The sequence below is a fragment of the Marinimicrobium sp. genome, assembly GCF_002695945.1.
In the GTDB taxonomy this organism is placed as follows: Bacteria; Pseudomonadota; Gammaproteobacteria; order Pseudomonadales; family Cellvibrionaceae; genus Marinimicrobium; species Marinimicrobium koreense.
Window position 1 is genome coordinate 284,590 of record NZ_NZQP01000021.1, and the last position, 24,142, is coordinate 308,731.

23 protein-coding genes and 1 pseudogene are annotated in these 24,142 nt (G+C 56.9%); 12 read left to right on the forward strand and 12 right to left on the reverse strand.

Annotated features, from left to right (window positions below; genetic code table 11):
• Nucleotides 1-115: 115 nt before the first annotated feature.
• The gene (locus tag CMG77_RS05215) at nucleotides 116-889 is read left to right on the forward strand and encodes an exodeoxyribonuclease III (protein WP_286805232.1); all 774 of its coding nucleotides are present in this window, start codon (nucleotides 116-118) and stop codon (nucleotides 887-889) included.
• 100 nt (nucleotides 890-989) lie between these two features.
• Here CMG77_RS05215 and rph read toward each other — a convergent pair whose 3' ends face one another.
• The gene (gene rph, locus CMG77_RS05220) at nucleotides 990-1,724 is read right to left on the reverse strand and encodes a ribonuclease PH (RefSeq protein ID WP_286805233.1); all 735 of its coding nucleotides are present in this window, start codon (nucleotides 1,722-1,724) and stop codon (nucleotides 990-992) included.
• 128 nt (nucleotides 1,725-1,852) lie between these two features.
• Here rph and CMG77_RS05225 point away from each other — a divergent pair, with 128 nt between their 5' ends.
• Entirely contained in the window at nucleotides 1,853-2,719 is an 867-nt protein-coding gene (locus CMG77_RS05225) for a YicC/YloC family endoribonuclease (RefSeq protein WP_286805234.1), read from the forward strand.
• Nucleotides 2,720-2,972: 253 nt separating this feature from the next.
• Here CMG77_RS05225 and CMG77_RS05230 read toward each other — a convergent pair whose 3' ends face one another.
• Complete coding sequence (locus CMG77_RS05230; RefSeq protein ID WP_286805235.1) at nucleotides 2,973-3,194, reverse strand: MbcA/ParS/Xre antitoxin family protein; 222 nt, start codon at nucleotides 3,192-3,194, stop codon at nucleotides 2,973-2,975.
• Between the two features lie 85 nt (nucleotides 3,195-3,279).
• Between CMG77_RS05230 and CMG77_RS05235 the strand changes: the two genes are divergently transcribed.
• Nucleotides 3,280-3,495, forward strand: a complete 216-nt coding sequence (locus CMG77_RS05235; RefSeq protein ID WP_286805236.1) for a hypothetical protein — start codon at nucleotides 3,280-3,282, stop codon at nucleotides 3,493-3,495.
• Nucleotides 3,496-3,860: 365 nt separating this feature from the next.
• Here CMG77_RS05235 and CMG77_RS05240 read toward each other — a convergent pair whose 3' ends face one another.
• The 7 genes from CMG77_RS05240 to CMG77_RS05270 all read right to left on the reverse strand — a co-directional run bounded on the left by CMG77_RS05240 (nucleotide 3,861) and on the right by CMG77_RS05270 (nucleotide 11,540).
• A complete protein-coding gene (locus CMG77_RS05240) occupies nucleotides 3,861-5,402 on the reverse strand; it encodes a DUF2357 domain-containing protein (protein WP_286805238.1) in 1,542 nt (513 codons plus the stop codon).
• A 2-nt stretch (nucleotides 5,403-5,404) separates the two neighbouring features.
• Entirely contained in the window at nucleotides 5,405-7,663 is a 2,259-nt protein-coding gene (locus tag CMG77_RS05245; RefSeq protein WP_286805239.1) for an McrB family protein, read from the reverse strand.
• 75 nt (nucleotides 7,664-7,738) lie between these two features.
• The gene (locus CMG77_RS05250) at nucleotides 7,739-8,899 is read right to left on the reverse strand and encodes a Fic family protein (protein WP_286805240.1); all 1,161 of its coding nucleotides are present in this window, start codon (nucleotides 8,897-8,899) and stop codon (nucleotides 7,739-7,741) included.
• Between the two features lie 168 nt (nucleotides 8,900-9,067).
• Nucleotides 9,068-10,051 (reverse strand): GGDEF domain-containing protein, encoded by a 984-nt coding sequence (locus CMG77_RS05255; RefSeq protein ID WP_286805242.1) that lies wholly within the window; start codon nucleotides 10,049-10,051, stop codon nucleotides 9,068-9,070.
• Entirely contained in the window at nucleotides 10,041-10,829 is a 789-nt protein-coding gene (locus tag CMG77_RS05260) for an alpha/beta fold hydrolase (protein WP_286805244.1), read from the reverse strand. Before CMG77_RS05260 ends, CMG77_RS05255 begins: the two co-directional genes overlap by 11 nt.
• 167 nt (nucleotides 10,830-10,996) lie before the next feature.
• Entirely contained in the window at nucleotides 10,997-11,230 is a 234-nt protein-coding gene (locus tag CMG77_RS05265) for a hypothetical protein (protein WP_286805246.1), read from the reverse strand.
• A gap of 37 nt (nucleotides 11,231-11,267) precedes the next feature.
• A complete protein-coding gene (locus CMG77_RS05270; RefSeq protein ID WP_286903713.1) occupies nucleotides 11,268-11,540 on the reverse strand; it encodes a hypothetical protein in 273 nt (90 codons plus the stop codon).
• 45 nt (nucleotides 11,541-11,585) lie between these two features.
• Here CMG77_RS05270 and CMG77_RS05275 point away from each other — a divergent pair, with 45 nt between their 5' ends.
• The 8 genes and pseudogenes from CMG77_RS05275 to CMG77_RS05305 all read left to right on the forward strand — a co-directional run bounded on the left by CMG77_RS05275 (nucleotide 11,586) and on the right by CMG77_RS05305 (nucleotide 16,453).
• Nucleotides 11,586-11,684 carry a hypothetical protein gene (locus CMG77_RS05275; protein ID WP_339618473.1) on the forward strand — a complete coding sequence of 33 codons (99 nt, stop codon included), beginning with the start codon at nucleotides 11,586-11,588 and terminating at the stop codon, nucleotides 11,682-11,684.
• A gap of 302 nt (nucleotides 11,685-11,986) precedes the next feature.
• Nucleotides 11,987-12,166, forward strand: coding sequence for a periplasmic nitrate reductase, NapE protein (gene napE / locus CMG77_RS05280; protein WP_286903714.1), 180 nt, complete (start codon nucleotides 11,987-11,989; stop codon nucleotides 12,164-12,166).
• 63 nt (nucleotides 12,167-12,229) lie between these two features.
• Nucleotides 12,230-12,559: pseudogene (locus CMG77_RS15785) on the forward strand (chaperone NapD).
• Nucleotides 12,556-14,250 carry a nitrate reductase catalytic subunit NapA gene (gene napA / locus CMG77_RS05285; RefSeq protein ID WP_286903715.1) on the forward strand — a complete coding sequence of 565 codons (1,695 nt, stop codon included), beginning with the start codon at nucleotides 12,556-12,558 and terminating at the stop codon, nucleotides 14,248-14,250. Before CMG77_RS15785 ends, napA begins: the two are co-directional and overlap by 4 nt.
• A complete protein-coding gene (locus CMG77_RS05290) occupies nucleotides 14,250-15,059 on the forward strand; it encodes a molybdopterin dinucleotide binding domain-containing protein (protein ID WP_286903716.1) in 810 nt (269 codons plus the stop codon). The genes napA and CMG77_RS05290 overlap by 1 nt, the downstream gene beginning before the upstream one ends.
• Before the next feature lie 13 nt (nucleotides 15,060-15,072).
• Nucleotides 15,073-15,552, forward strand: a complete 480-nt coding sequence (locus CMG77_RS05295) for a nitrate reductase cytochrome c-type subunit (RefSeq protein WP_286903717.1) — start codon at nucleotides 15,073-15,075, stop codon at nucleotides 15,550-15,552.
• A 12-nt stretch (nucleotides 15,553-15,564) separates the two neighbouring features.
• Nucleotides 15,565-16,224 carry a cytochrome c3 family protein gene (locus CMG77_RS05300; RefSeq protein WP_265366319.1) on the forward strand — a complete coding sequence of 220 codons (660 nt, stop codon included), beginning with the start codon at nucleotides 15,565-15,567 and terminating at the stop codon, nucleotides 16,222-16,224.
• 40 nt (nucleotides 16,225-16,264) lie between these two features.
• A complete protein-coding gene (locus CMG77_RS05305) occupies nucleotides 16,265-16,453 on the forward strand; it encodes a hypothetical protein (RefSeq protein WP_286903718.1) in 189 nt (62 codons plus the stop codon).
• A 2-nt stretch (nucleotides 16,454-16,455) separates the two neighbouring features.
• Here CMG77_RS05305 and CMG77_RS05310 read toward each other — a convergent pair whose 3' ends face one another.
• The 3 genes from CMG77_RS05310 to CMG77_RS05320 all read right to left on the reverse strand — a co-directional run bounded on the left by CMG77_RS05310 (nucleotide 16,456) and on the right by CMG77_RS05320 (nucleotide 21,786).
• Complete coding sequence (locus tag CMG77_RS05310; RefSeq protein ID WP_286903719.1) at nucleotides 16,456-17,166, reverse strand: DUF6445 family protein; 711 nt, start codon at nucleotides 17,164-17,166, stop codon at nucleotides 16,456-16,458.
• A complete protein-coding gene (locus CMG77_RS05315) occupies nucleotides 17,156-18,637 on the reverse strand; it encodes a tryptophan halogenase family protein (RefSeq protein ID WP_286903720.1) in 1,482 nt (493 codons plus the stop codon). Before CMG77_RS05315 ends, CMG77_RS05310 begins: the two co-directional genes overlap by 11 nt.
• A gap of 149 nt (nucleotides 18,638-18,786) precedes the next feature.
• A complete protein-coding gene (locus tag CMG77_RS05320; protein WP_265366323.1) occupies nucleotides 18,787-21,786 on the reverse strand; it encodes a TonB-dependent receptor in 3,000 nt (999 codons plus the stop codon).
• Between the two features lie 1,092 nt (nucleotides 21,787-22,878).
• Between CMG77_RS05320 and CMG77_RS05325 the strand changes: the two genes are divergently transcribed.
• The coding region (locus CMG77_RS05325; protein ID WP_286903727.1) for a CmpA/NrtA family ABC transporter substrate-binding protein at nucleotides 22,879-24,142 on the forward strand (1,264 nt) is incomplete at its 3' end.

Below are 24,142 nucleotides of genomic sequence, written 5' to 3' on the forward strand. Positions count from 1 at the left end.
AACTAAAGTGCGGAAATGGCCTCCAAACGGCGAAATTCCGGGGTTTTTCTGTCACTAATTAACACAAAGATAACAAGCTCGGGTATCATACACAGTCCGTTAACAAGGGGCTAATATGAGAGTTATCAGTCTTAGCGTCGATGGTGTTTTCCAGGCGGCTCAGCGCGGTCTGTTTGACTGGCTGGACAGCCAGGATGCAGACGTCATCTGTCTGCAGGATCTGCGCGCACTGGAATATGAACTGGAAGACAAGCCGGTATTTCAACTGGACGGTTATTTCAGCTACTTCTTCGACTCCGGGACACCGCACTACAATGGCGTGGCCATCTACACCCGCAAGCAGCCCAAGGCCCTGATTTTTGGCCTGGGGTTCTCGTCCGGCGTGGATATGGAAGGTCGTTACCTGCAGATTGACTACGAGCAGCTGAGCATTGGCTCAATGCTGGCGCCCAGTGCTACCTCGGAAATGGAATCCCAGGAAGTGAAGATCAAGTTCTTCGACGATCTGCAGGCCCATCTGGACAAGATTACCCGCAAGCGCCGCGAGTTCATCTTCTGCGGTAACTGGGCCATGGCCCACACTCCCCGGGATGTGACCAACCCGGAGAAAAATGAGCACGAATCCGGCTTTCTGCCCCACGAGCGGCAGTGGCTGAGCCAGGTGTTCAACCAGATCGGCTATGTGGATGCCTTTCGCAAGGCCAACAAGGACCCGGACGAATACAGTTGGTGGCCCAGCGGCAAGATCAATGACGGTGAGGGCTGGCGCACCGATATGCAGATCGTGTCAGCGCCCATTGGCCAACGGGTCGAACATGCGGCCATTTACAAGATTCAGCAGTTTTCCAGCCACCTGCCGGTGATTGTGGACTACGATATCGAGCTTTGATCGGTCGGGTGGGGTAGCGGCGGATGGGGTAACGGCGGATGCGCCTTCGCTTATCCGCCCTACGCAACCCTCGGTTGCATCCATCGCAATCCGGTCCGGGTTACTCCGCCAACGCCGCCTGCTGCAACCGATTCAACTCCCCAATCCCTTTCTTGGCCAACGCCATCATGGCTCCGAACTCGGCCTCGGTAAACGGCTCGGCTTCGGCGGTGCCCTGGATTTCGATGATGCCACCGTCATCACCCATGACCACGTTCATGTCGGTATCCGCACTGGAATCCTCTGGGTAATCCAGATCCAGCACCGGCACGCCCTGATAGATGCCAACGGACACCGAGGCAATGGCGCGCTTGAGCGGACTGTCCTTCACCAACCCCTTCTCCTGCAGAAACGCGACCGCATCGGCCAACGCCACCCAGGCACCGGTAATGGAGGCGGTACGGGTGCCGCCATCGGCCTGAATCACATCGCAGTCGAGCTGGATGGTGTTCTCGCCCAGCGCGTCGAGATCAATCGCCGCACGCAGGGAGCGGCCGATCAGACGCTGGATTTCCACCGTGCGCCCCCCTTGTTTGCCACGGGCCGCTTCGCGATTCATCCGCGAGCCGGTGGAGCGGGGCAGCATGCCGTACTCGGCGGTCAGCCAGCCCTGGCCCTTGCCGCGCAGAAAGGGCGGCACGCCCTCGACCACGCTCGCGGTGCAGATCACCTTGGTGTCCCCAAATTCCACCAGCACCGAACCCTCCGCGTGCTTGGTGTAACGGCGGGTCAGGCGCACATCGCGCAACTGGTCGGGCTGGCGGCCACTGGGGCGCTGAACGGTCGTCTCGGTCATGATCGGAATCCTGTACTGTCAAAGGGTTTGAAAAAGTCGTCTGTGGTAACATCGCCGGTTTAATGGGAGCGAAGCCTACCAGCTCCGCCCCCACAGTGTCACCGCCGCATTCAGACAGAGGATCGCCCATGCCACGCAGTATGACCGGTTTTGCCCGCACATCGCAGCAATATGACTGGGGCACACTCACCTGGGAGATCCGCAGCGTCAACCACCGCTACCTGGAGCCGGCCTTCCGCCTGCCCGACGATCTGCGCGAAATCGAGCCCCATCTGCGCGAGCGCATCCGCAAGAGCCTGCACCGGGGCAAGCTGGAAATGAGCCTGACCGTGCAGAAGGAAGAGGGCGCCGACCAGGCTCTGGGCATCAACCTGCCCAGAGTCCGCCAGCTCGCCGAAGCGGCGCACACCATCGGCAACGAGCTGCACGATGCCGCACCGATCAACCCGCTGGAAGTGTTGCGCTGGCCCGGCGTCTTGCAACAGGCCGAACTCAATCGCGAGACCCTGATTGAAGCCGCCCTGGCGCTGTTTGACCAGACCCTGAAACAACTGCTGGAACATCGCACCCGCGAAGGTGGCGAGCTGGTGCAGTTCATTCACCAGCGGTTGGACAGCATCAGCGCCGAGGTGGTGAAACTGCGCGAGCGGTTACCGGAAATACTGACCGCCCAGCGCGAGAAGCTGCAGAGCAAAATCGAAGCACTGAAGGTCGACCTGGACCCGGAGCGTCTGGAGCAGGAGATCACCCTGCTGGCACAGAAAGCCGACGTGGACGAAGAGCTGGATCGCCTAGACACCCACGTCGCCGAGGTGAAGCACACCCTGACCCAGAAAAACTCCCTGGGCCGCCGGCTGGATTTCCTGATGCAGGAGCTGAACCGCGAGGCGAATACGCTTTCATCAAAAGCCATCGTAGCAGACACCACTCAATCGGCGGTGGAGCTTAAGGTATTGATTGAGCAGATGCGGGAGCAGATCCAGAATATTGAATGACCATTTTTTGCTTTCCCTTGGTCGACTTTCCCTTCCTTTTTTCATGCAACATACTGATTTATAACAATATATTGGTTTCAAGCCATTTCACCCTGTTTCAGGCCGTTTCAAATAAACGGTGAGTAACATGGTGAGCAAATCGGAGTTTGGTACGCCTCTCAATACCAGATAAGTTACCAAATGGGTCGCAAGGGGGGTGAATCAAACTGGGCAAAACTGGCACCCTAACCAATAAGGGTATTGCCGGCGCACCTTAAGCGGAAAATCCAGCGTCAATCCTATACAGTAGTTCCTCCACCGCTTTAACGCCCTCGGTGTCCTTCAGAGCCTCTGTGGGTGCTAAACCATCCAAGGCCTTGCAAGGCGCATTCATCCAGCGGTTCGAAATATCATCACCGCCCAAGATATGTATAGCCAGCCGCTCAACACGACGTCGCTCCTCGTTGTCACTTGTCTCTGCTTCGTTTCGGTTCATGTTCACTCCCTACTTGAGCCACCATAGATGATGCATATACTCTAGCTTAGATGAGATCCATCACTATTATTCCGCAGGAGGAAAGGTGAAAACCTACGAAATTTCATTCTCTGATAGAGAAACGCTGCCCACTCACCTGGAGTCTGTGGCGGCGTCGCTGGAACTTTCACCCGAGGAGTTAATCAAGCGATTTATTGTGGAAGGGATGAGGCCATACAACTCAAATTTCTGCCCTAGCATACCCGGAACCTCTTTGGAGGATTTTTTTGTTCAAAATGGCGTTCTCAAACCAAAGGGTTGATCAATATGGTATTTAAAACCTCCACCTTCCCGATTTAGCCTCTGAAAGACTCCCATTCACCCCTATCGAAAAAATTTCTTTCGAGCCCAAGTTTCAAGGTTATCGCCTTTATATAAACCGACAATACAAACTGTCGAAATGGCAACGATAAACGACATATACCCAATTAGACCTGCCAGCATGTTCATTGTTTATCAACACCTTTACATAAATGCTCAGTAGATAATTGTCATCCAGCGTCACCTTGACGTCAAGATGCAAGTAATATCCGGACACCTGCTTTGTTCTACTGTGACAATTGCCGAAAGAGGGCCAGGCTTCGTAGCTCGCGGTGATCGAAAGTATATTCTTCTCGAGACTAGAAATTAATTCAGTAGCCTCGCCAACAAATGCTCCGCCTCCTCTTCAGAAGACATCGCCACGCACCCCACCCCATTACAAGCTTGGTAGCCTTCGTCGGCCAATAGGCTAACCGCTCGGCTGGTTGGCACCAGAATAAATGATCGTTCCGGTGGTTGGCCATCCTGTCTGAGAGAATCCCGGTAGATGTGGGCGGAAGCCATCGCATCCAGAATTCTGGCTTTGCTTGCGGAATACTTGCTGTCCAGGCAGATAAACCGCTTACCCTTTGAATCACCGAATTCTAGAACCAAATCGGGACGACGTTCCCGGCTGATGGAGCTATAGCCGTAAGCGTTAGTTCTTTCCATCGAAGGGCACACGAGCTGCGAGTACAAAGTGATCGACTGTTCGCCGCGACGCCCCATCAGGGCGCGGTCAGCGGCTCTCGGGTTTTGGCGCAAGCGCCAGTCGTAATCCGGAAACTGCGTTTCGAGCTGCTGAGCCAAAGCGACAAAGCACCAGGCCTCGTAGATCTCCCAGGTAGGAGCCAGGTAGTGTTGCTCATCGTCGGCCAACGCTGACAGGCCTTGGCGCAATAAACGAACGCCCAGACGACGAGTCATGCTGTAGTGTGGATTGCCGGAAACCGCATTCAGTTCGGCGGCGCTGGACTGGCGGGTACTCACTTCGCTGAAAGGCGCACGGCGGGAAAGTCGGGTGAACTGTCTTTCCGCCCGGCGCAAATACTCTAGGCGTCGAGGCAGACGCGGTGTCAGCTCGGTGACAGTTTCAGAGACCTGTTCGGTAAAGTCGATAAGATCGTAGATCAATCGCTTCGTCAGACGGCGGACCTCGCCCAGTTGACGAGTAATCAAGCGGTTAGCCGGGTTATCGAACGTCGGCTCATGAAACGGCACATCCAACCGCTGCTCATGCACGTCACTTGGTGCCACCGATTCGTCCGACAGTGCGGCCATCATTTGTGGAGATTGTGCGAGCTGACGCATGGTCGTGCCGTCTATCCGCCGAACCTGAGGCAGGGCGAGTTGTTCACGGCGGCTCCTGGTCCGAATGATCGGACGCTCGATAATAAGCTGTAAGCCGCGCTGGTACCGATCGATGAACTGTCTCAGACGCGCGTAGCGAAGCCACAGTGACAGCTCTGAGCCCGATGCTCCACCGAGACCATGTTGAGCGGGTTCGGTGCCCAGTACAAGATCGGGGGCGTAATCGACGATCTGCGCCAAATACTCTACATACTGCTCGCGGCCGGTTTTGTGAGACGCCGGCTCTATATCGGCAACATAGCGCAGTGGCTCACTACGGTGGGGCCACTCCAGTTCAAACATCACTTCGCCGGCATAGTAGCCTGGTGACCAACACCAGTAGATACCCGACCCATCCCTCTCCAGAGGCCCATCATCCACAAAAAGCCGGGCCTGCCCTTCGGGGCAAGCAATCCGGTATTCGCTGGTCTCTTGCAGGCCAGCCAAGGTCGCGCGCGGGGACAGAACACCAAGCTCTTGATATTCGCCTCCCCGATACCGATAAACCTTCAACTCCATAATCAGCGCCAGAACCGCATCATGCCGGTATCGACCAGATCCGTCTGCAACGATTGGACCTTAACCTTACAACGCACCAATCCGTGCTGATCCAGTATCTTCGTCGCCTGCGTTAGCGCCGCTTGCAGTCGTTCACTCTCCGAGCCACGCAGCTTGGGCAGAATGCGAGCGTACACCACATCATCCAACGCTTCCCGTAAGCTGAAATTCGGTGCCGCTTTGGCCAACTTCAGATAGGACAGGACATCCTCAACCGAGCGCCAGCCAAAGTGCAGGCGTTCCGGTGCCAGGGCATTAAGCAGACCCGACAGACACTGACGGACTTCCGTTAATTGGTCCGTCGTCAAGTCGAAATGATCCCAACGTGGATAGTCCGCCAGATCAATATCCCAGAACTCCAGCGTAAACGCGCGGTCCAGTACCTTGTCCGATAGCCCATGAGTGGTTTCATCCATATTGACCGTGCCAATAAACGCCACGTTGGCCGGGAACGGGATTGCCTTGGGGACGCCATCAAAGGTGTCGGCTTCGTCGTGGAGGCGCAGCTGATCTCCCGACTCCATCGCCGACAACACCGGCGCAAAATACTGTTCCGGGTGAGACAGGTTCATCTCGTCCAGAATCACTACAAAAGGATGCTCCGGATGATTGGCCGCCTGTAACAAAAATTCCAGTAGACCGGATCTTTCATATTTCTCCGGCACCAGCGGATTGATGTAACCAAACAGCGGTGAAGGGTCATACCAGCCGGGCTGCACCGCCTGCACGAACACACGGCGAGCCGGGTCGGCCCCGAACTGCTGGACCAACGCCGCACCATAGCGCTGCGCGAGCATGGTTTTCCCAGAACCGGACAGTCCAGCCAGAATGGCAAAGTGTCGGCGGGGGTGCGACCACAGGCCGAGGTGTAGCTGGCTCACCAGCCGCTCCGGGAACGCGGTATCTTCCACGACAGATTGAATCAAGCGGGCCTGGTCGACCGTAGCCACCGATAACGTTTCGCCGCTGCTCTTTCTGGGCTCGGGCTCTTCCTCTATCGGTCGCGCCTCCAGAAACTCAGGCTGCCAATGAATCTGCTCAACCCAGTCTCGCCCGATGTCCGTCAGTCGATATTGGCCATTGGCCTGCTGTTCCAGCAACTCAAAATCCCGTAACCACTTGAGCATCGCCGCCGGCGCATAGCTGGTCGTCCAGCCGGGGTTGACCTTCTGTAGCAACTCAACCAACTCGGGTTGGCTGTACTCCCGTTCATTCAGCGCACACAGAACGTGGTCTACCCCCAGGGTGCGGGTGATAAACAGCGGGATCAGCTCTTGCGGGTCTTGGGTTTCCAAGAACAGTTCGCCGCGCGCGGTCTGGGTAAAAATGCCGTCCTGTTCTTGAATAACATAAAATTCATTTTTGAGAATGGTGATCAGAGTACGCAGGCTGCTGTCTCGATAGTCCGGCAACTCCGAGCGCAGGTAGTCCATGAGCTCTTCACGGCTAACGCCATCCACCACAAAACTCAATGCACTGATGATAGAGGCCAGACCGCCCCGAATGCTGGTAAAGCCTTTACGACGTTGCAGCGCCGGCAAGGGCTTCAAGGTAATATCACCCTGATCCGTGGTGGTTTCCGCCTCCGCCTCTGTGCTGGCGCTTTGCACATGCGCCTGATACACCATCCAGGGCAAGGTCATACGCTCGGCCAGTGCGCGGGGGCTGTCGTCGGTTGGCCCCAGCAGGTCGTGCAATCGCTCCATCAAGTCGATCTGACGTTTGATTTCTCCTGGCTTTTTCTGCTTACCGAACCAGGCCCGGTGGCACTCCAGCGCCATACGCCGGTAGGTGATGGTAGTAAAATAGCGGGGGTAGAACGCGGCCAACACCCGGAAAATCTTCACCCGAGCCACCCGCTTGCAATACGTTTTCATCCGTGAGACCAGGCCATCATGAAAGGCCTGAAAGAAGGCAAGCCGCGCCTCGGAATCTTCGGGCACGGGGCGAACCGACTGCTCCGCGACCCACTCACGAAACTCAGGCGCTTCCAAGGCTGCGCTGACATCCACCGTGCCCATACCGACGCCGCTTACCCGGTTTTCGTCCCAAAGCACCTGCTGAAACCCACGTGTCTTTCGGGTTTCCAGATCGGCGCTCTGCACAAACGTCAGGAGGTCGGTAAGTCCGCTTAGCCAGCCGGGGTTACGCTCAAAGGGGTTGATACTCTCCAGGGTGGCTCTCAGAGTTTCGTCGTTGGTGAAATTCGATTGCGTCGCCATTATTTACCTCTTGTTATGGATGATCACCAGCCAAGTTTACAGCGTGGTCCTTTGCTTGGCGCCCTGGCTTTTGTGTCATGGAAACTCCTGGTTCAAAATCTGTATATAGGCGCTGTAGGCGTAGACCCGATTGCGCTTTTGACCAGTGATTTCGCTGACGATACCGCAGCGTTGTTCCAGCGCAGCCAGCGCTTTGTTCACGGTGGCATGGGTCAGGCCGGTTCTGGCCACCAGCTTGTTGACGCTGGCAATCGGTGTTTCAAAAAGCGCATCCAGCACTTGCTGGGCAGAGGCGGCCAATCGACCCAGCTCGCCCAGTCGCTCCCGGTCGTAGGCGCGGAGTTGGTTAAGTTTCTGAGCCATGGTAACGGCATGGGTGGCGGTATCGGCGACCGCATCCACAAAGAACAACAGCCACGCTTCCCAATCCCCGGTTTCCCGCACTTGCTGCAAGCGCTCGTAATAGGTTTGCCGGTGTTTTTTGAAAAAAACGGACAGGTACAGCAGCGGTTCATGTAAGACCTTGGCTTCTGCCAGAATCAGAACAATAAGGAGCCTGCCCAGGCGGCCATTGCCGTCCAGGAAGGGGTGGATGGTTTCGAACTGAACATGGGCCAGCGCCGCCTTGATCAGCGGGTCAGTTGCCTCGGGCTGATCGTTGATGAAGCGCTCCAGCTCCGACCAACAGTCGGCAATGTGAGTTGCCGGAGGCGGCACAAATACCGCCTCATCGGGCCGGTGACCGCCCAGCCATACCTGGTTTTGGCGGAACTGACCGGGCCCTCGGCTGATCCCACGGCCGGAGGTCATCAGCGCTTCGTGGACCTCCATAATCAGCCGATGAGCGACCGGGTGGCCCGCCCGGATGCGCTCAATGCCCAGGTTGAGCGCATTGACGTAGCAGGACACCTCTTGCACATCATCCATGGGCACACCGGGCTGGCCTTCCATCTCGTAAAGCATCAGATCGCTCAGGGAGGACTGGGTGCCTTCGATCTGGGAGGACATGACGGCCTCTTTGCGGACGTAGCTGTACAGAAACAGAGAAGCATCCGGCAAAAGGGTGCTGATGGCATCCAGGCGTCCCAGTGCCAGCATGGCCTGGTTGATACGGCCTTGCAGCTTGTTGTCGACCTCCAGCGGGGGGCTAGGCGGCAAAGGCGCGGGGACAAAAGCCTGGCAGGGCACGCCGCCCGCGATACTGAGGACTTTGTGGCCGGTTATGCCTCTTTTCATTGGGATTACCCTAAAATAAGTGCAGCCATTATTTTAACTTATTAACAAAAATAAAATAACTGTTGTATTAATGTTAACCTTGGCTCCCTGAGGCGGCCATATCGCCGAGTTTCGGCGGCGCTGTATAGCTGGGGCTGGCGGTCCGGTGACAAGGAGGAATGACTGGTACTACTGCCCGGCTGACTCGGTTCGGCCCACACACACCCGATTTCGCCCCTGATGCTTGGCATCGTAAAGCGCCCGGTCGGCGCGCCCATAGAGCAGGCTTTTGGTGTCGTCCGGGCAGGCTTCGGTAATACCGAAACTCATGGTGACTTCACCATAACGACCGCCATACTGCGCCACCAGTTCGCGCTTGCGTTCGGCGACCCTGATCGCCTGTTCCGCGGTAGTGCTCGGGAGAATAAGCGCAAACTCCTCACCGCCCATGCGCACCAGCGTATCAATTTCCCTCAGCCCCTGATGCAGGCACTGAGCAACATCCTTGAGTACCCGATCGCCCGCGTCGTGACCAAAGCGGTCGTTGATTCGTTTAAAGAGATCAATGTCCGTGAGAACGAGCGCAAAGGGTGTGCGCGTGCGGTGGAACAGAGCCAGCTGCGCTTCTACCTGCCGGTCGTAAACCCGGCGATTGGCCAGGCCGGTGAGCGGGTCTTGTGTTGCCATCAACTCCAGTTTTGCGTTGACCTCGGAAAGCTGTTCCTGGCGCTGCTCCAGTTCGCGGGCGAGCGCCTGCACCTGTTCCAGGGCCTGGGCCTTTTCTTCCGTCGCCTGCTCCGCCGCTTTGCGCGCCTGTTGCAGTTGTTCCTCGACCAGGTTGCGTCGCTGCATGGGTAACAGCAGTAACTGATACCCCGGTTCATCTCCGGCCACCGAGGATGCACTGAGCAGCACCGGTAGCGGTTGCCCGGAAGCGTTGGTAAAGGTCAGGATCATTTCCTCGGCGTGGCCGTGCAGACGCAGCGCCGGCAATACATGCCCCAGATAGTAGATTCTGGAACCGCCGGTCATCCAGCTCTCTGGCGCATGCCCCACCAGCGCCGTCTCTGGTCGGCCCAGCCAATCACAGAGCGTACGATTGACTGCGGTCACGATATTGGCCTCATCGAGAACGATAAGGCCCCCCGGCAGGCGGTCTATGTCAGGCTGCATCCTGGGTGCCCTCAATCACGGCACGGGCCACCGCTTCAGGGTTGCTGATCTGAGGGTAGTGTCCCGTGGCGTCGAGCCGCCGGATGCTTCCTTTGAGCAGAGCCCACTCGAGGTATTCGATCACCGCGGGCGGGACAATCACGTCCTGCTCGCAGTACAGCACGAGCGTGGGCACCTGAACTTGGGACAAACGGTCGCGGACATCGCTGAAAAAAGTGGTTTCCGCAAAACGGCGGGACATGGCAGGGTCGGCATTGAGAAAACTCTCACGCAACTGCTCGGCGAGGGCGGGGCGGTCGCCGTTGGCCATGACGATCGGCGCCAGATAACCGGCCCACTCGAAGTGGTTGCGCTCCATCAGGTCCAGCAGCTCCTGCACGTCCTCGCGCTCGAAACCGCCGTGGTAGTCCGGCGGATCATTGATGTAGCGGGGTGAAGGGCCAATGGCAATAATCTGGCGAAACAGCTCCGGCTCGGCGATCGACGCCAGCCAGCCAATGGTACCGCTGATCGAGTGCCCGACCAGAATAGGCCGCCGCTCCAGGCCGAGGGCCTGCACTAGCTCAATCAGATCCTCGGCGTAAGCCGAGAGGTCGGCGTAACGCTCAGCGTCGAATGCGCTTCGGTCGGAGCGGCCGCAACCGATGTGGTCAAACAGCACCACCGGATACTCCCGGGCCAGGGCGTCCGCCACCGGCGCCCAGATTTGCTGATCACAGCCAAAACCGTGAGCAAGAATCAACGTCGGCCGGTCGGTTGAGTCGGGGGCAGGCCCCAACCATGAAGTCTGGTGTCGCCTGAGGATGTCGGCAGATAACATGAGTACCTCGGTCAAGGGCCTCCGGCCCGATACCTCATCAAGATAGCTCATGGTAGCAGGGGCTGCCGCTTATGAGGGCCAATTACAACGATTGTTGTGCCAACCTCCGGTCGCGCAATGGCCGGTCAGCCAGCGGCGCGCTGCCGCAGTCGTTGCCACTCTTCCTCCAGGGTGTTGTCCGGCAAGGTCTCGCCCGCGCGACGATACCAGTACCCCGCGTTGCCCAGATCGCCCTCTTCGCGGTGCAGGTAGCCGTGAATCAGGCAGGAGAGGGGGTCATCCTGGGCCTGAACCAGGTCGTGAGCGCCGTGCCAATCCCCTTCGCGGGCCAGTTCCAGTGCTTTGAGTTGAGTGTTCACCCTTAGGCCTCTTCGGACGGTTCGTAACAATACTCCGTCAGGATACCCCATCCCGCACTTGGGGCTCCACGCTGGCCTCCATCCGCTCCCGCTCCTGATCCAACCGGGCCAGGGACTGTGCCGGCGCAAACCAGGCTGCCAACAACAGGATGCCGATGGCGCCACCCAAGCCATAGAGCGCGCCGACTTCTACTTTACAGTCCACCACCAGATCGCACACCGAGCAGGTGCGCGGGGCGCTCTGAAGATACGATAGCACTTCCGTGCTGCGCCCCCAGTTGCCTTTGCCCGCGCACTTGATGTGAGGCACGCCGTGAACCCATAACGTGAAGGGATTCACTAGTACCACGACGGCATGGCCGCCGCCAAGCTCAATATTTTTCAATGGCACCTGACCGACGATATCGCCCTGGACCTCCGCCAGCAACCCCGCGCCTTTGTCACCCTGCAGTAACGCGGGGCCATCGAAACGTTTGAGCTGGCTCCCCGTCTTTATTAGAAGCACACACCCGCGGAGNGACTCGCTACGGGAGTCAACCTCTGGACTGAACCGGAACAGATCNCACAACGACTTCACAGTGCAATGCGCCAACCTTTTTGCAGTATTTGCTCATAAAAACATCAAANCAANATTGCCAATTCGTCTAAATCATCACGGGGAACCTGGGTATTGACCTGTATCAAAGCACTTTCCGAAATATGTACTACCCTGTAGGTAGTCAGCCTTGAATAACGAGATCGAAGCACGGAGTCGCCATGTCAGTCGACACGCACCCATCCGAAGTAGACAACTCGCAGGAGAAACGTCGCGAGTGGCGAATGTTCGCCTTCATCGTGGTTTTCCTGTTCCCGATACTCACCGTTGCCCTGGTCGGCGCCTACGGTTTCNCCATCTGGATGTACCAGCTCCTGGCCGGGCCTCCCGGAGCGGGTTGATTCCCGCAGCGCTCTCAACGCCACCCACTTTGAACCACCACCAGGAGGCTTCTCATGGCCGTCATGCACCATGAGCCCGACCATCAACAGATACCCGTCACGACGCTGCCGGTTGAGTGGCACGTTGCCAGNGTGATCGTGCACACCCAGCCNGNGGCACTGNCCNCTACCGANCAGTGGCTGCGCGAGCTGCCCCAGCACTGGCCGGACGAGACNCTCAAATGCGCCGAAATACACGCCCAAAGTGATCAGGGAAAGNTGGTATTGGTGCTNGAGAGCACCGANGCACAAGCGATTNTGGANGTGATTGACCAGACCAGCGCGCACCCCGGCGNTGTCAACGCCGCACTGGTCTACCACGAAGTGATTCCGCCGGAGGANCAACCGCAATGAATCTGACCCGCCGCCAATTCGCCAAGGCCAACGCCGCTGCGGTAGCCGCCGCNGCCATCGGNATGCCNCTGCCCGCCAGCGCCAGNAACCTGGTCACCAACCGCGAGCTGACCAACCTGAAATGGAGTAAGGCCCCCTGCCGNTTCTGTGGCACCGGCTGTGGCGTCATGGTCGCCACCCGNGACAACCGGGTCGTGGCNACCCATGGCGACGTCAAAGCCGAGGTGAACCGGGGCNTGAACTGTGTGAAGGGCTACTTTCTGTCGAAAATCCTGTACGGNCCGGACCGGTTNCACAAACCGNTGCTGCGGATGCGCAACGGCCAGTACGACAAGAACGGCGACTTNCAGGAAATCTCCTGGGACCAGGCCATGGACCTGCTCGCCGACAAGTTGAAGCAGTCGATNCGNGAACANGGCCCGGANAGNGTCGGCCTNTTNGGNTCNGGNCANTGGACCGTNTGGGAAGCCTACGCNGCCAGCAANCTGTTCAANGGCGGGCTGCGCAGCAACAACCTCGACCCCAACGCGCGCCACTGCATGGCCTCGGCGGTGGGCGGCTTCATGCGCACCTTCGGCATNGACGAGCCCATGGGCTGCTATGACGANATCGAGCACGCCGATGCGTTCGTGTTGTGGGGNTCGAACATGGCGGAAATGCACCCGGTGCTGTGGAGCCGGGTCACCGACCGCAAGCTCTCCTACGAGCATGTCCAGGTGGTCGCCATGTCCCCCTACGAAACCCGCAGTTTCGATCTGGCGGATCTGCCCATNATTTTCAAGCCTCACACCGACCTGATCATNCTCAACTACATCGCNAACTACCTGNTCGANAANGACAAGGTCAATCACGANTTCGTCAACAANTACACCCGCTTTGTGAAAGGCCAGGACGATATCGGNTACGGCCTGCGCGCNGAAGANCCCCGNCAACAGCGGGCCAAAGGCGCCGACAAAGCCAACACCTGGAGCGATATCACCTTCGAGGAGTTTGCCGAATTCGTCAAACCCTACACCCTGGANCGGGCCGCCAAGGANACNGGCGTCCCCAAGGCCCGCCTGGAACGGCTGGCAAAAATCTATGCGGACCCGGACATCAAGGTCATGTCCTGCTGGACCATGGGCTTCAACCAGCACACCCGCGGGGTCTGGGCGAACAACATGATCTACAACATTCACNTNCTGACCGGCAAAATCAGCGAGCCGGGCAACAGCCCCTTCTCGCTGACCGGCCAGCCCTCGGCCTGTGGCTCNGCTCGGGAAGNGGGCACCTTTGCCCACCGCCTGCCCGCCGACATGGTGGTCACCAAGCCAAAACACCGGGCCATGACCGAGAAAATCTGGAAGCTGCCCGAGGGCACCATCCCCGACAAGGTGGGTTTCTCTGCCGTGGAGCAAAGCCGCAAGCTGAAAGATGGGGTACTCAGAGTCTACTGGACTCAGGTGACCAACAATATTCAGGCCGGCCCCAATACCAGCCAGGAAACCTTGCCCGGATGGCGCAACCCGGATGCGTTTGTGGTGGTCTCCGATGTCTATCCCACCGTCTCGGCTCAGGCCGCCGACATGATTCTGCCCAGCGCCATGTGGGTGGAAAAAGAGGGCGCTTTCGGCAACGCCGAGCGACGCACCCAGTTCTGGCACCAGCTGGTACCGCCGCCGGGCGATGCCCGTTCTGACCTTGGCAGCTGATGGAAGTCTCCCGGCGCATCAAAACCGATGATGTCTGGCCCGCGGAGCTGCTCAACAAAGCCGGCGAACTCAAAGGCAAGACACTCTTCGATGTGCTCTTTGCCAACGGCCAGGTCAACCAGTTCAGCAACGATGACCGCGCCGAGGGTTATGCCAACTATGAATCCGAGGCCTTCGGCTTCTATGTACAGAAAGGCTTGTTTGAAGAATACGCCCGCTTTGGGCGCGGCAAGGCCCACGACCTCGCCAATTTCGATCGGTACCATCAGGAGCGGGGCCTGCGCTGGCCTGTAGTGGACGGCCAGGAGACCCGGTGGCGCTTCCGCGAGGGCCACGACCCCTACGTGGAAGCGGGCGCCGGAGTGCAGTTCTACGGCAAACCGGATAATCGGGCTCTGATTTTTGCCCTGCCTTACGAGCCCCCGGCGGAGTCCCCCGATGCAGAATACCCCTTCTGGCTCAGTACCGGGCGGGTACTGGAGCACTGGCACACCGGTTCCATGACCCAGCGAGTCGAGGAGTTGAACCTGGCCGTACCTCACGCGTTGGTGTACATGAATTACGAAGACGCCCGTAAGCAGGGCTTCCGCCGCGGCAGCGAAGTGCGGGTGATCAGTCGGCGCGGCAACATCCGGGCACGGGTAGAAACCCGAGGCCGGGTCAAACCACCGGAGGGGCTGGTGTACATTCCCTTTTTTGACGCCAACCGGTTGGTGAACAAGCTGACCCTCGATGCCACCGACCCGATTTCCCTGCAGACGGATTTCAAGAAATGTGCCGTCCGTCTCGAACTGATCAGCCTTGCGTAAGGGAGAAACCATCATGATCAAGCCGATACTCCGCCGCTTTATGATGGCCAGTCTGTGTATACCGCTGCTCGCCCTCGGAGAACCGACGCAAGATGTTTCTGCTCCGGATGGTGTGCGTAAAGGCGGGACACTCAGCAAGACCTTTGAGGCACCGCCGCTGGCCAACGTCCGCTCCAGCATGCGCCGGCCCACGCGCAATTACCCCGAGCAGCCGCCGATGATTCCGCACACTATCCGCGGTTACCAGGTGGACACCAACTTCAATCAGTGCCTGAGCTGCCATAGCCGCAGCGCCACCGAAGTCAGCGGCGCCCCCATGGTCAGCATCACCCACTTTGTCGACCGGGACGGCCAGACGCTGGCCTCGGTTTCACCGCGCCGCTATTTCTGCGTGCAGTGCCATGTGCCCCAACACGACGTCGATCCGGTGAAGGTCAGCACCTTCAAAGGGATTGACCAGGTGTTGGAAGATATCATCAAGCGCGGTGAGTAGCGGGGGACGGTTATGTGGAAAACACTGAAGGCGTATTGGAAAACGTTCAATCGACCCGCGACGCACATCAGCCTGGGGGTTCTGACTCTCGGCGGGTTCATTGCCGGCATCATATTCTGGGGCGGCTTCAACACGGCATTGGAATTCACCAACACTGAAGAATTCTGCATCAGTTGCCATGAAATGAAGGCCAACCCCTACGAGGAGCTGATCCCGACCATTCACTACACCAACCGATCCGGTGTGCGCGCCACCTGTTCAGACTGCCACGTTCCCCACGACTGGACCTACAAGATCGCCCGCAAAATGGAGGCCTCCAAAGAGGTGTGGGGCTGGATCTTCGGCACCATCGATACCCGGGAAAAGTTTCTGGACAAGCGCCGCATGCTCGCCGAGCGCGAGTGGCGCCGGCTGAAAGCCAACGACTCACTGGAGTGTCGCAACTGCCACAACTTCGAGTATATGGACTTTACCCAGCAATCACCCCGGGCCCGGGAAATGCACTCCACCCTGTTGGCCAGCGGCGAGAAAACCTGTATCGACTGTCACAAGGGCATCGCCCACAATCTGCCGGACATGCGCGGCGTGGAATCGGGCTTTCACGGTGACCTGAGCGAGGTCTACGCCCCCGGCAGCACGGCCGTGGCCCGGTTCCTGTTGACCGAGGAATAGCCTTCGCTCACAATCCCGGAACCGACCAGGAGACCGAACTGTGAGCGACAACGTCATAGCCTTCAAACGGCCCAGCGCCAAAGAAAAGCACAAGGGTAAAACCTTGTGCCGCAGTGGCTTTCATAAGTGGAAGGTGGTCACCGAGCGGAAGTTTGATGTCAAGCAGGGGAAGTTGGTGACCCAGCTGAGGTGCACTCGGTGCGGTAAAGAGAAAGTGGAAGCGCTTTGATACTAACCGGCTACATCAATAAAGCTGTTAATTGATAAACGGCCGGTAAGCGGGTCAGGATCCGGATGAAAGTCGGCTTCGATGCACCCCGAATGAAGGATATTGCGGGGATAAACCACCATCCGATTGAAAACACCTTCAACGCGATCGATTTCTTCGAACAACGGCGTAGATCCATTAATGTAGCCACGGCCGGGCATATTGGGTCCATCATTCTCCGACTCTAATGACCGAAGGTAGGCCACTTTCCTCTCTTCCGTGAGCCGCTCAAAACCGGTTTTTCGATGTCGATAGAACGCCGTGCCACCGTATCCGGATCGAAACAGGTAGTGGATGGCTGCCAGGCCTTCCGGTTCCAGAGAGTCAAAATGGGGAATACGCTGCAACAGCGACAGCTGCTCCGGCGGAGTCGTGACCAATGAATACTGGCACATGGTAAATTTGAGCGTCCGGCCAGACAGGCCAAAGGCATCCGCCATGGCCCCCTGAAGGCTCTCCAGCACGAAGCGCTGGTAAGAAAGAGAAACAGGCGCCCGAATGCCGGGGAAGAAGCGCGACTGGGTTGTAAAGTTCAAATGACTCGCCTCTTCACGCAGCCGCTCTGGCTGCTCCACCAATTGGTCTATGATCATTACCGGTGTGCGCTCTTCCCCGACATGTTCGATCCGAATCGACCTTTCAGGCGATGGGGCCCATACACGATCAACGCTCACGACAATACTCCTCAACAAATGCTCCGTGCGGGGGGAGCTTCTCTACCCCCAAACTCACCTGTCGCCTGAAATCGTCCAACGTTTTTTTCAGTCGCTCGTCACCCATAGCACGGACAATCGGGTGGTAGCGCTCTGGATTGATTCGTTGCCCCAACATGACCTGCACCCAGGAATCAAGGCGGAACAGTTCGTTCGGTGCCTGGTAGGCATGCCCTTGCTCCCGAAATAGGGCGATGCGCTCCTGCAGTGACTCCGGAATGCTCATGTTACTGCAGTGGCGCCAAAATGGGCTGTCAGACCGTTCCGTGGCGTGATAGTGAAGAATGATAAAGTCTCGGATCTTTTCCAGCTCGTCTTTTGCAATCCGGTTGTAATGGCTCACCAATGAAGGCGTAATACCGTCAAAAGGAAAAAGCTGAATCAACCGTGTCATGCTGATCATGATCAGGTGGATTGACGTCGACTCCAACGGCTCAACAAAACCGCTGGACAGCCCCACGGCCACACAGTTTTTGTTCCAGGTCTGACGTCGCCGTCCAGTACGAAACCGGATCAGGCGTGGTTCAGTCAGTGGCTTCCCCTCGATACTGGATAAGAGCCGATCCCGCGCGGCCTCATCGCTTGAATACCGGCTGCAGTACACCAGGCCATTCCCCACCCGATGCTGGAGTGGAATACGCCACCGCCAACCACTGTCGTGAGCACTGGACAGAGTGTAGGGTGGTGGTGGGCCGACGGACTCTGTCTGTACCGCCAAGGCGCTGTCGCAAGGCAACCAATGGCTCCAGTCCTCATACCCCGTGTGCAGAGCTTCCTCAATGAGTAATCCCCGAAACCCGGTGCAGTCAATGAACAGATCTGCATCCACCGATTCTCCGGACGCCATTTCCAGCGACTCGATATAGCCTGAATCAGGGTTCAGGTGCACCTGCTGAATCTTGCCCTCGATTCGCGTAACACCCTCGCTTTCACTCTTGGTTCGCAAAAAGGCGGCGTATCGGGTCGCATCCAGGTGATAGGCGTAGTTCAGGCTGCCGTTTGACGAGGCGGCAAATTTTCCCTCCCGAGCCGCCTCATGTTCCACGCAGTACTCCCCGAATTCTCCCCCGAAACCTTGTTCCCTGGCACGTAGCCAGAAATGCTGGAAGTCAGCCATCCAGGTTTCTTTACCGGTCTTTCCGAAAGAGTGAATATAGCGGTCACCGTCCCGGGCCCAGTTCTCAAAGGCGATACCCAATTTGAATGTGGCGCCTGTGGCCGCCATAAACTGTTGCTCATCTACACCAATCAGTCGATGAAAGTTGCGCATGGGCGGGATACTGGCTTCACCGACACCAACGGTACCAATGTCCTCGGATTCGACCAGCACAATATTGAGCAAGTCGCCAAGCTGCGACGACAATGCCGCCGCGCAGACCCAGCCAGCAGTGCCACCACCTGCGATTACCACTTTGCGTACAGGCTTGTTCACGGTGTTCTCCTGTAAAACAGGTTCATTTTATAGAAACCATACCACGGTTTTTAGAGAAACTCATTGGCAAAAAAAAGGCCGCTGCAAGCAGCGACCTTCTTCTTACCAGGGACCAAGCCGGAAGGTTGGCCCAAGTTTTCACGCAACCTTTAGAAGGCGTAGCGAGCACCGATCTGGTAACGAGCGCCCTGATCTTGAAGATCCCAAAGCTGGTTCTCAGAGCGACCATGCTGACGGATGTTCTCTTCGGTCAAATTGATGCCCTCGAAGAACACACTCAGATCGTCCGTCACATTATATGCAACGTTCAGATCAAGCTGAGAGTACTCCTCAACGTAAACCGGGTTCCGTGAGTTACCACGGTTGGTTTCGTTGAGGAACTTGTCACGCCAGTTGTAGGCCAGACGCACGGTGAAACCGTAGTTCTCATAGATACCAACGAGGTTAGCGGTATCACTCAGGCCCAGTAGCGCGAACTGTGCTTCCGAAGGATCGCCCAGATCATTAAACGCTACGTCGCCCCGCACTATCGTGTAGTTGGCCTGAACACCGAAACCGGTATCGCCAAAGAAATGCTGCGCGGCGAGTTCGCTACCGTAGAGCTTGGCTTCACGATTGTTGACTGGCGTTGCGGTGTTGAAGATCATCAACGGATCTTCGGAGTTGGGGATCAGGTCGTACTCTGTCGCCACGTCCACTGCGAAGTCTGCGTCGTCTGTATAATCCGCCGCCCCATTCGGGAAAGCATCCGGATTATCCAGCACGGCGGTCATGACAAACAGAGAGGTATCGTTGATGTCATAGCCACCATCAGAGAGCGCCTGTGCCGCTTCTTCTACGCGAGGACCGTTGGTGACATCACGCAGACCGAAGTGGCTTTCCGGAATCTGGTCAGTACCAATAAAGTTACTGACTCGCTTCTCAAAGAAGCCCGCTGATACATAGCTGGAGTCGTCGTAGTACCATTCAACTGACAAATCCAGGTTGTCTGATTCCAGCGGTTTCAGAGCCGGGTTGGTCGCGTTGGCGGTCGGAGTCGAGCCAAGATAGGTAGAACCCACGTTGCCAAAGCCACCCACGGATGCTGCTAACTGGCCGTAACCGGCGCGAGCGATGGTTTTGCTATAAGAGAAGCGAGCTTTGACGTCCTCTGCCAGCAGAATATCGAAATCCAGGCTGGGCAGCAGGTTGTCGTAGTCAGACTTGACGGTAAACGCTTCGGTGGTATCGCTGTAGACAGTCTGGAAGTCGTTGTTGTCTTGCCACACCCGGTAGGCCGGAATCTGAGTGAAGGACGTGGAAGTCACATCGGTAGTTTCATAGCGGAAACCGGTCACCAAGTTGGTTTCCATGCCACCGAGCTCGCCCTGAATAGTAACCTGGGCGAAAAGTGCGTTAATGTCTTCTTCAATCAGATTGTTATTGGAGAAGTTCGGGTTATAAGCCACTGCATAACCGTTTTCAGCCGTACCGTATTCGCTAACAGCCCACTCAGCCAGGGCTACCGGGTTGCCGCGGGCACCGCCCTGGAAGCCACCGCTAGTGGGATAATCGTCGAACTGTCCCAACAGGCTGAACTCTTGCAGCAAGCCATCGGGAATTTCACCCGGGTTGGCTACACCCCAGTCACCCAATGCCATGTAGCGATCCGAGTTCTGCTGCTCCATTTCCACAGTGCGACTTTCGACACCGAAATCGAAACGGCCATCGTCAAACTCGAAGGCGCCATCCAGCTGCACTTGGGTCACATCAGTGGTCTGACCGGCGTACCAGATCCGAGCAACCTGGGAGCCGAAGTCATCCAGACTGAAGCCATTTTCATAAGTCGCCTGAGTCAACGGCAGATCGCGGTCCCAATCAGTCACCTGCGAGGTCTGGGTCGGGTTGGCTACACTCACGTCGATAGAGCCTGCATTACCCGGGCCATCCGGCAGGCTTTCCATGGTGGAGTCATGGACGTCGAAGTTGAAGCTCAAGCGGTCGTTGACCTGCCACTCGGCGTTGAAGCCAATAGAGGTCAGCTCGTCGCGCTGTTCACGCCATTGCTGCTCGTAGCCGTTATCCTTGTTGGCCAAGGTTTCAGAGTAAATCGCTGGCGTAGCAACCGCAGAGTCGTCAAACACCAGGCGATCAACGGTGTTGCCGTTGGCATACCAGAAGGTCTGCTCGCCACGATGCTCAGTAAGATAGTTCTCAGCATACACCAGATCACCGGTCAGGGTGAGGTTGTCCTGGGGCTGGAACTGCAGGGTCAACATGGCGTTGGTACGCTCACGATGACGATCGGATACAGAGTAACGAACGTCGTTGGGACGGCCGTAGAGTTGGCCCTCTTCAGGGGCATTTTCAATCACCGCATCATCGGTGAACGAATAGAGTTCGTCCTCGCCCCAGCGCCCAATATTCCAGTCGTTGGAGGTGGCGCCGGCGGCTCCGGAATCGCGTTCCTGAAAGCTGGCGGCCAGGCTCACACCAAAGGTGTCAGAGTCATCGGTCCAGCTGAAAATACCGGAGACTTCCGGAGTCAGGTCATCACCGGTCAGGGTGGTAGTGTCATGAACGGCTTTAAAGCCGACGCTACCCTCGGTTCCGCGATCCAGAGGACGGGCGGTCTTGATGTTGATGGTACCGCCGATACCACCGGTCGCAATACTGGCACGGCCTGTCTTGTACACTTCCAGTCCGGAAACGCTTTCCGAAGCCAGGTTGGCAAAGTCAAATGCGCGGGTGCCACCACCACGGGTACCACTGGCACCACTACCACCACCGAAGGTGCTGGCTGCGGGAAGCTGACGACCATTCAGGGTCACCATGTTGTTGTCGCCACCGAAACCACGGATGGTAACCGAGGAACCCTCGCCGTTGCGACGGTCAATGGAGACGCCGGTAATGCGCTGCAGGGATTCAGCCAGGTTAGTATCGGGGAATTTACCGATGTCTTCCGCAGAAATGGCATCAACGACACCAGTGGCATCGCGCTTGATGTCCATCGCCTGCTCCAGGGAGCCGCGGATACCGGTGACCACCACCTCTTCCAGCATGGGCTCGCCCTGCTGCGCTAATGCACCACCGCTGAAGCCAGCCAGGGCCGATGAGGCCACGACTGAGGCGATCAGGCGCTTTTGAAAACTCTTACGATTGGGATTCATGGAACTCTCCTTACTGAGACCAGGTTATTATTGTCGGCACACGAAGTACCGCAAATCATTTACCAGCAATCCGTAAATAGCTGTTGTACGGTTTTGGTTGATCACCACCGCTGAGCCAGGGGCAGAGTCCCTTACTGTTGTTGTCATTTCCTGCTTCGGCATCCAGACGCTCTCACTCTCCGAAAACCGATCACCGCAAACCCAATTCGGCGTCCGCTCACACGACACAGGCACCTAATTGCCACCTGGAATAAGTGTGCTAATTTTTATAACTTAGCAGATCCACTGACGCTTAGATTATCCTCTATGTGCCGCCTAAACCCACATTAGGGTTATAGTGACCATAAATATTAGTCTTCTAGACTATTACACTCCCGCCCATACCTTGTCAACAACCAATTGCTTAGACGAAACAATCCGTTATGAGGTCTTGATAAGGTCTTCTTCAGATTAGTTCCGCCATGACCAAAGCGCAAATATTTAAGCATATATAAATAAGAGAATGTACTCATACGTTATTGTATTACTATATGATCTTAGGGCGAATTAAGACTTTACTCCTGACTCATCGTATCAGGCCCCGCATCCCAGAGTCAGCTGGATAGTCCTGCTTTCCTCATTCTCGCGCACCTCAAACCCCGTCCACCGTACCAACTTGGCGCACTCTTTCTGTCGTCATGCCCGCGCTTGAGGCAAACACAGCTGGATTATCCTGACCCACGATGAAGCACCTCTCTGTTTTTCGGTCCACCGCTGTGCAAATCGGCCAATCCTCCCCTCATTTACGGGAAATTTCCTGGATCTGCTCAGTCGTCGTTTCGTTGGCACAGCTTTTGAATACACCAGCTCGTGCACCCGACATTCACTTGTCCCTTTAGTTTGCGATCGTGAGCCAAGCCATCTGATTGTTCCTGTCGAACAGTCAGCGACACATGACGATCAGTTCCGTCATCCGTGTTTTTCACTTTTCAGGAGTCAACAATGAACACCTTTCTTGACGCGCTTCGCTCTTTGCGTCGCTCATTGCGACGCCCTCTATCATCCTGCTTTTGTCAGATCTCAAAACGGTTGGGATTTTCATTGATTGCTTTAATGAGCCACTCCACATTGGCCGTTGGGCCACCCGAGAAAGCAGACCTGCGGTTTGGCTTCATCAAGCTGACCGACATGGCCCCTTTGGCCATTGCACTGGAAAAAGGCTACTTCGAGGATGAAGGCCTTTTCGTCGAGCTGGAAGCTCAGGCGAACTGGAAAGTGTTATTGGACGGGGTGATCGACGGGCAGTTGGACGGCGCTCACATGCTGGCCGGCCAACCACTGGCGGCCACCATTGGCTACGGCACCAAAGCCGATATCATCACCCCCTTTTCCATGGACCTGAACGGCAATGGCATTACCGTTTCCAATCAGGTTTGGGAGGCGATAAAACCTCATCTACCAACCGGCGAGGACCGAAAAATACAACATCCGATCCATGCCGATGTCCTGAAGCCGGTCATTGAATCAATGGCCAAAAAAGGTGAAAGCTTCAAAATGGGAATGGTGTTTCCCGTTTCCACACACAACTATGAACTCCGCTACTGGCTCGCCGCCGGCGGTATACATCCGGGGTTCTACGCTCCCCACAAAGGCGACACGTCAGGCCAGAAACAGGCCGATGCCTTTTTGAGTGTAACGCCGCCACCCCAGATGCCTTCGACGCTTGAAGCAGGCACTATCCACGGCTACTGCGTCGGTGAACCCTGGAATCAACAGGCGGTTTTCAAAGGCATCGGTGTACCCGTCATCACGGATTACGAAATCTGGAAAAACAATCCCGAAAAGGTATTTGGGATAACCAGGGAGTTCTCCGAAAAGTACCCCAACACCACCATTCGCCTGACCAAGGCGCTGATTCGGGCGGCCAAATGGTTGGATGCAGACGATAACGCCAACCGGGAGGAAGCCTCGAAAATTCTTTCTCAGCCCTACTACGTCGGTGCCGACTATGAAGTGATTGCCAATTCCATGACCGGCACGTTCGAGTATGAAAAAGGTGATACCCGAGAGGTTCCGGATTTCAATGTATTTTTCCGCCACAACGCGACCTATCCTTATTACTCGGACGCCATCTGGTACCTCACGCAGATGCGCCGCTGGGGCCAGATCAGCGAATCCAAACCAGATGCGTGGTACTTCGACATAGCCCGAAAGGTCTATCGCCCGGACATTTATGCGCAGGCAGCCCAAGCGCTTATTGCAGAGGATTATGCGGTCGCCGACGAGTTCCCCGACTTTGCCAACGAGTCCGGCTTCAAGCCCCCGCAGGATGATTTCCTCGATGGCATTACTTACGACGGGACCAAGCCGACCAACT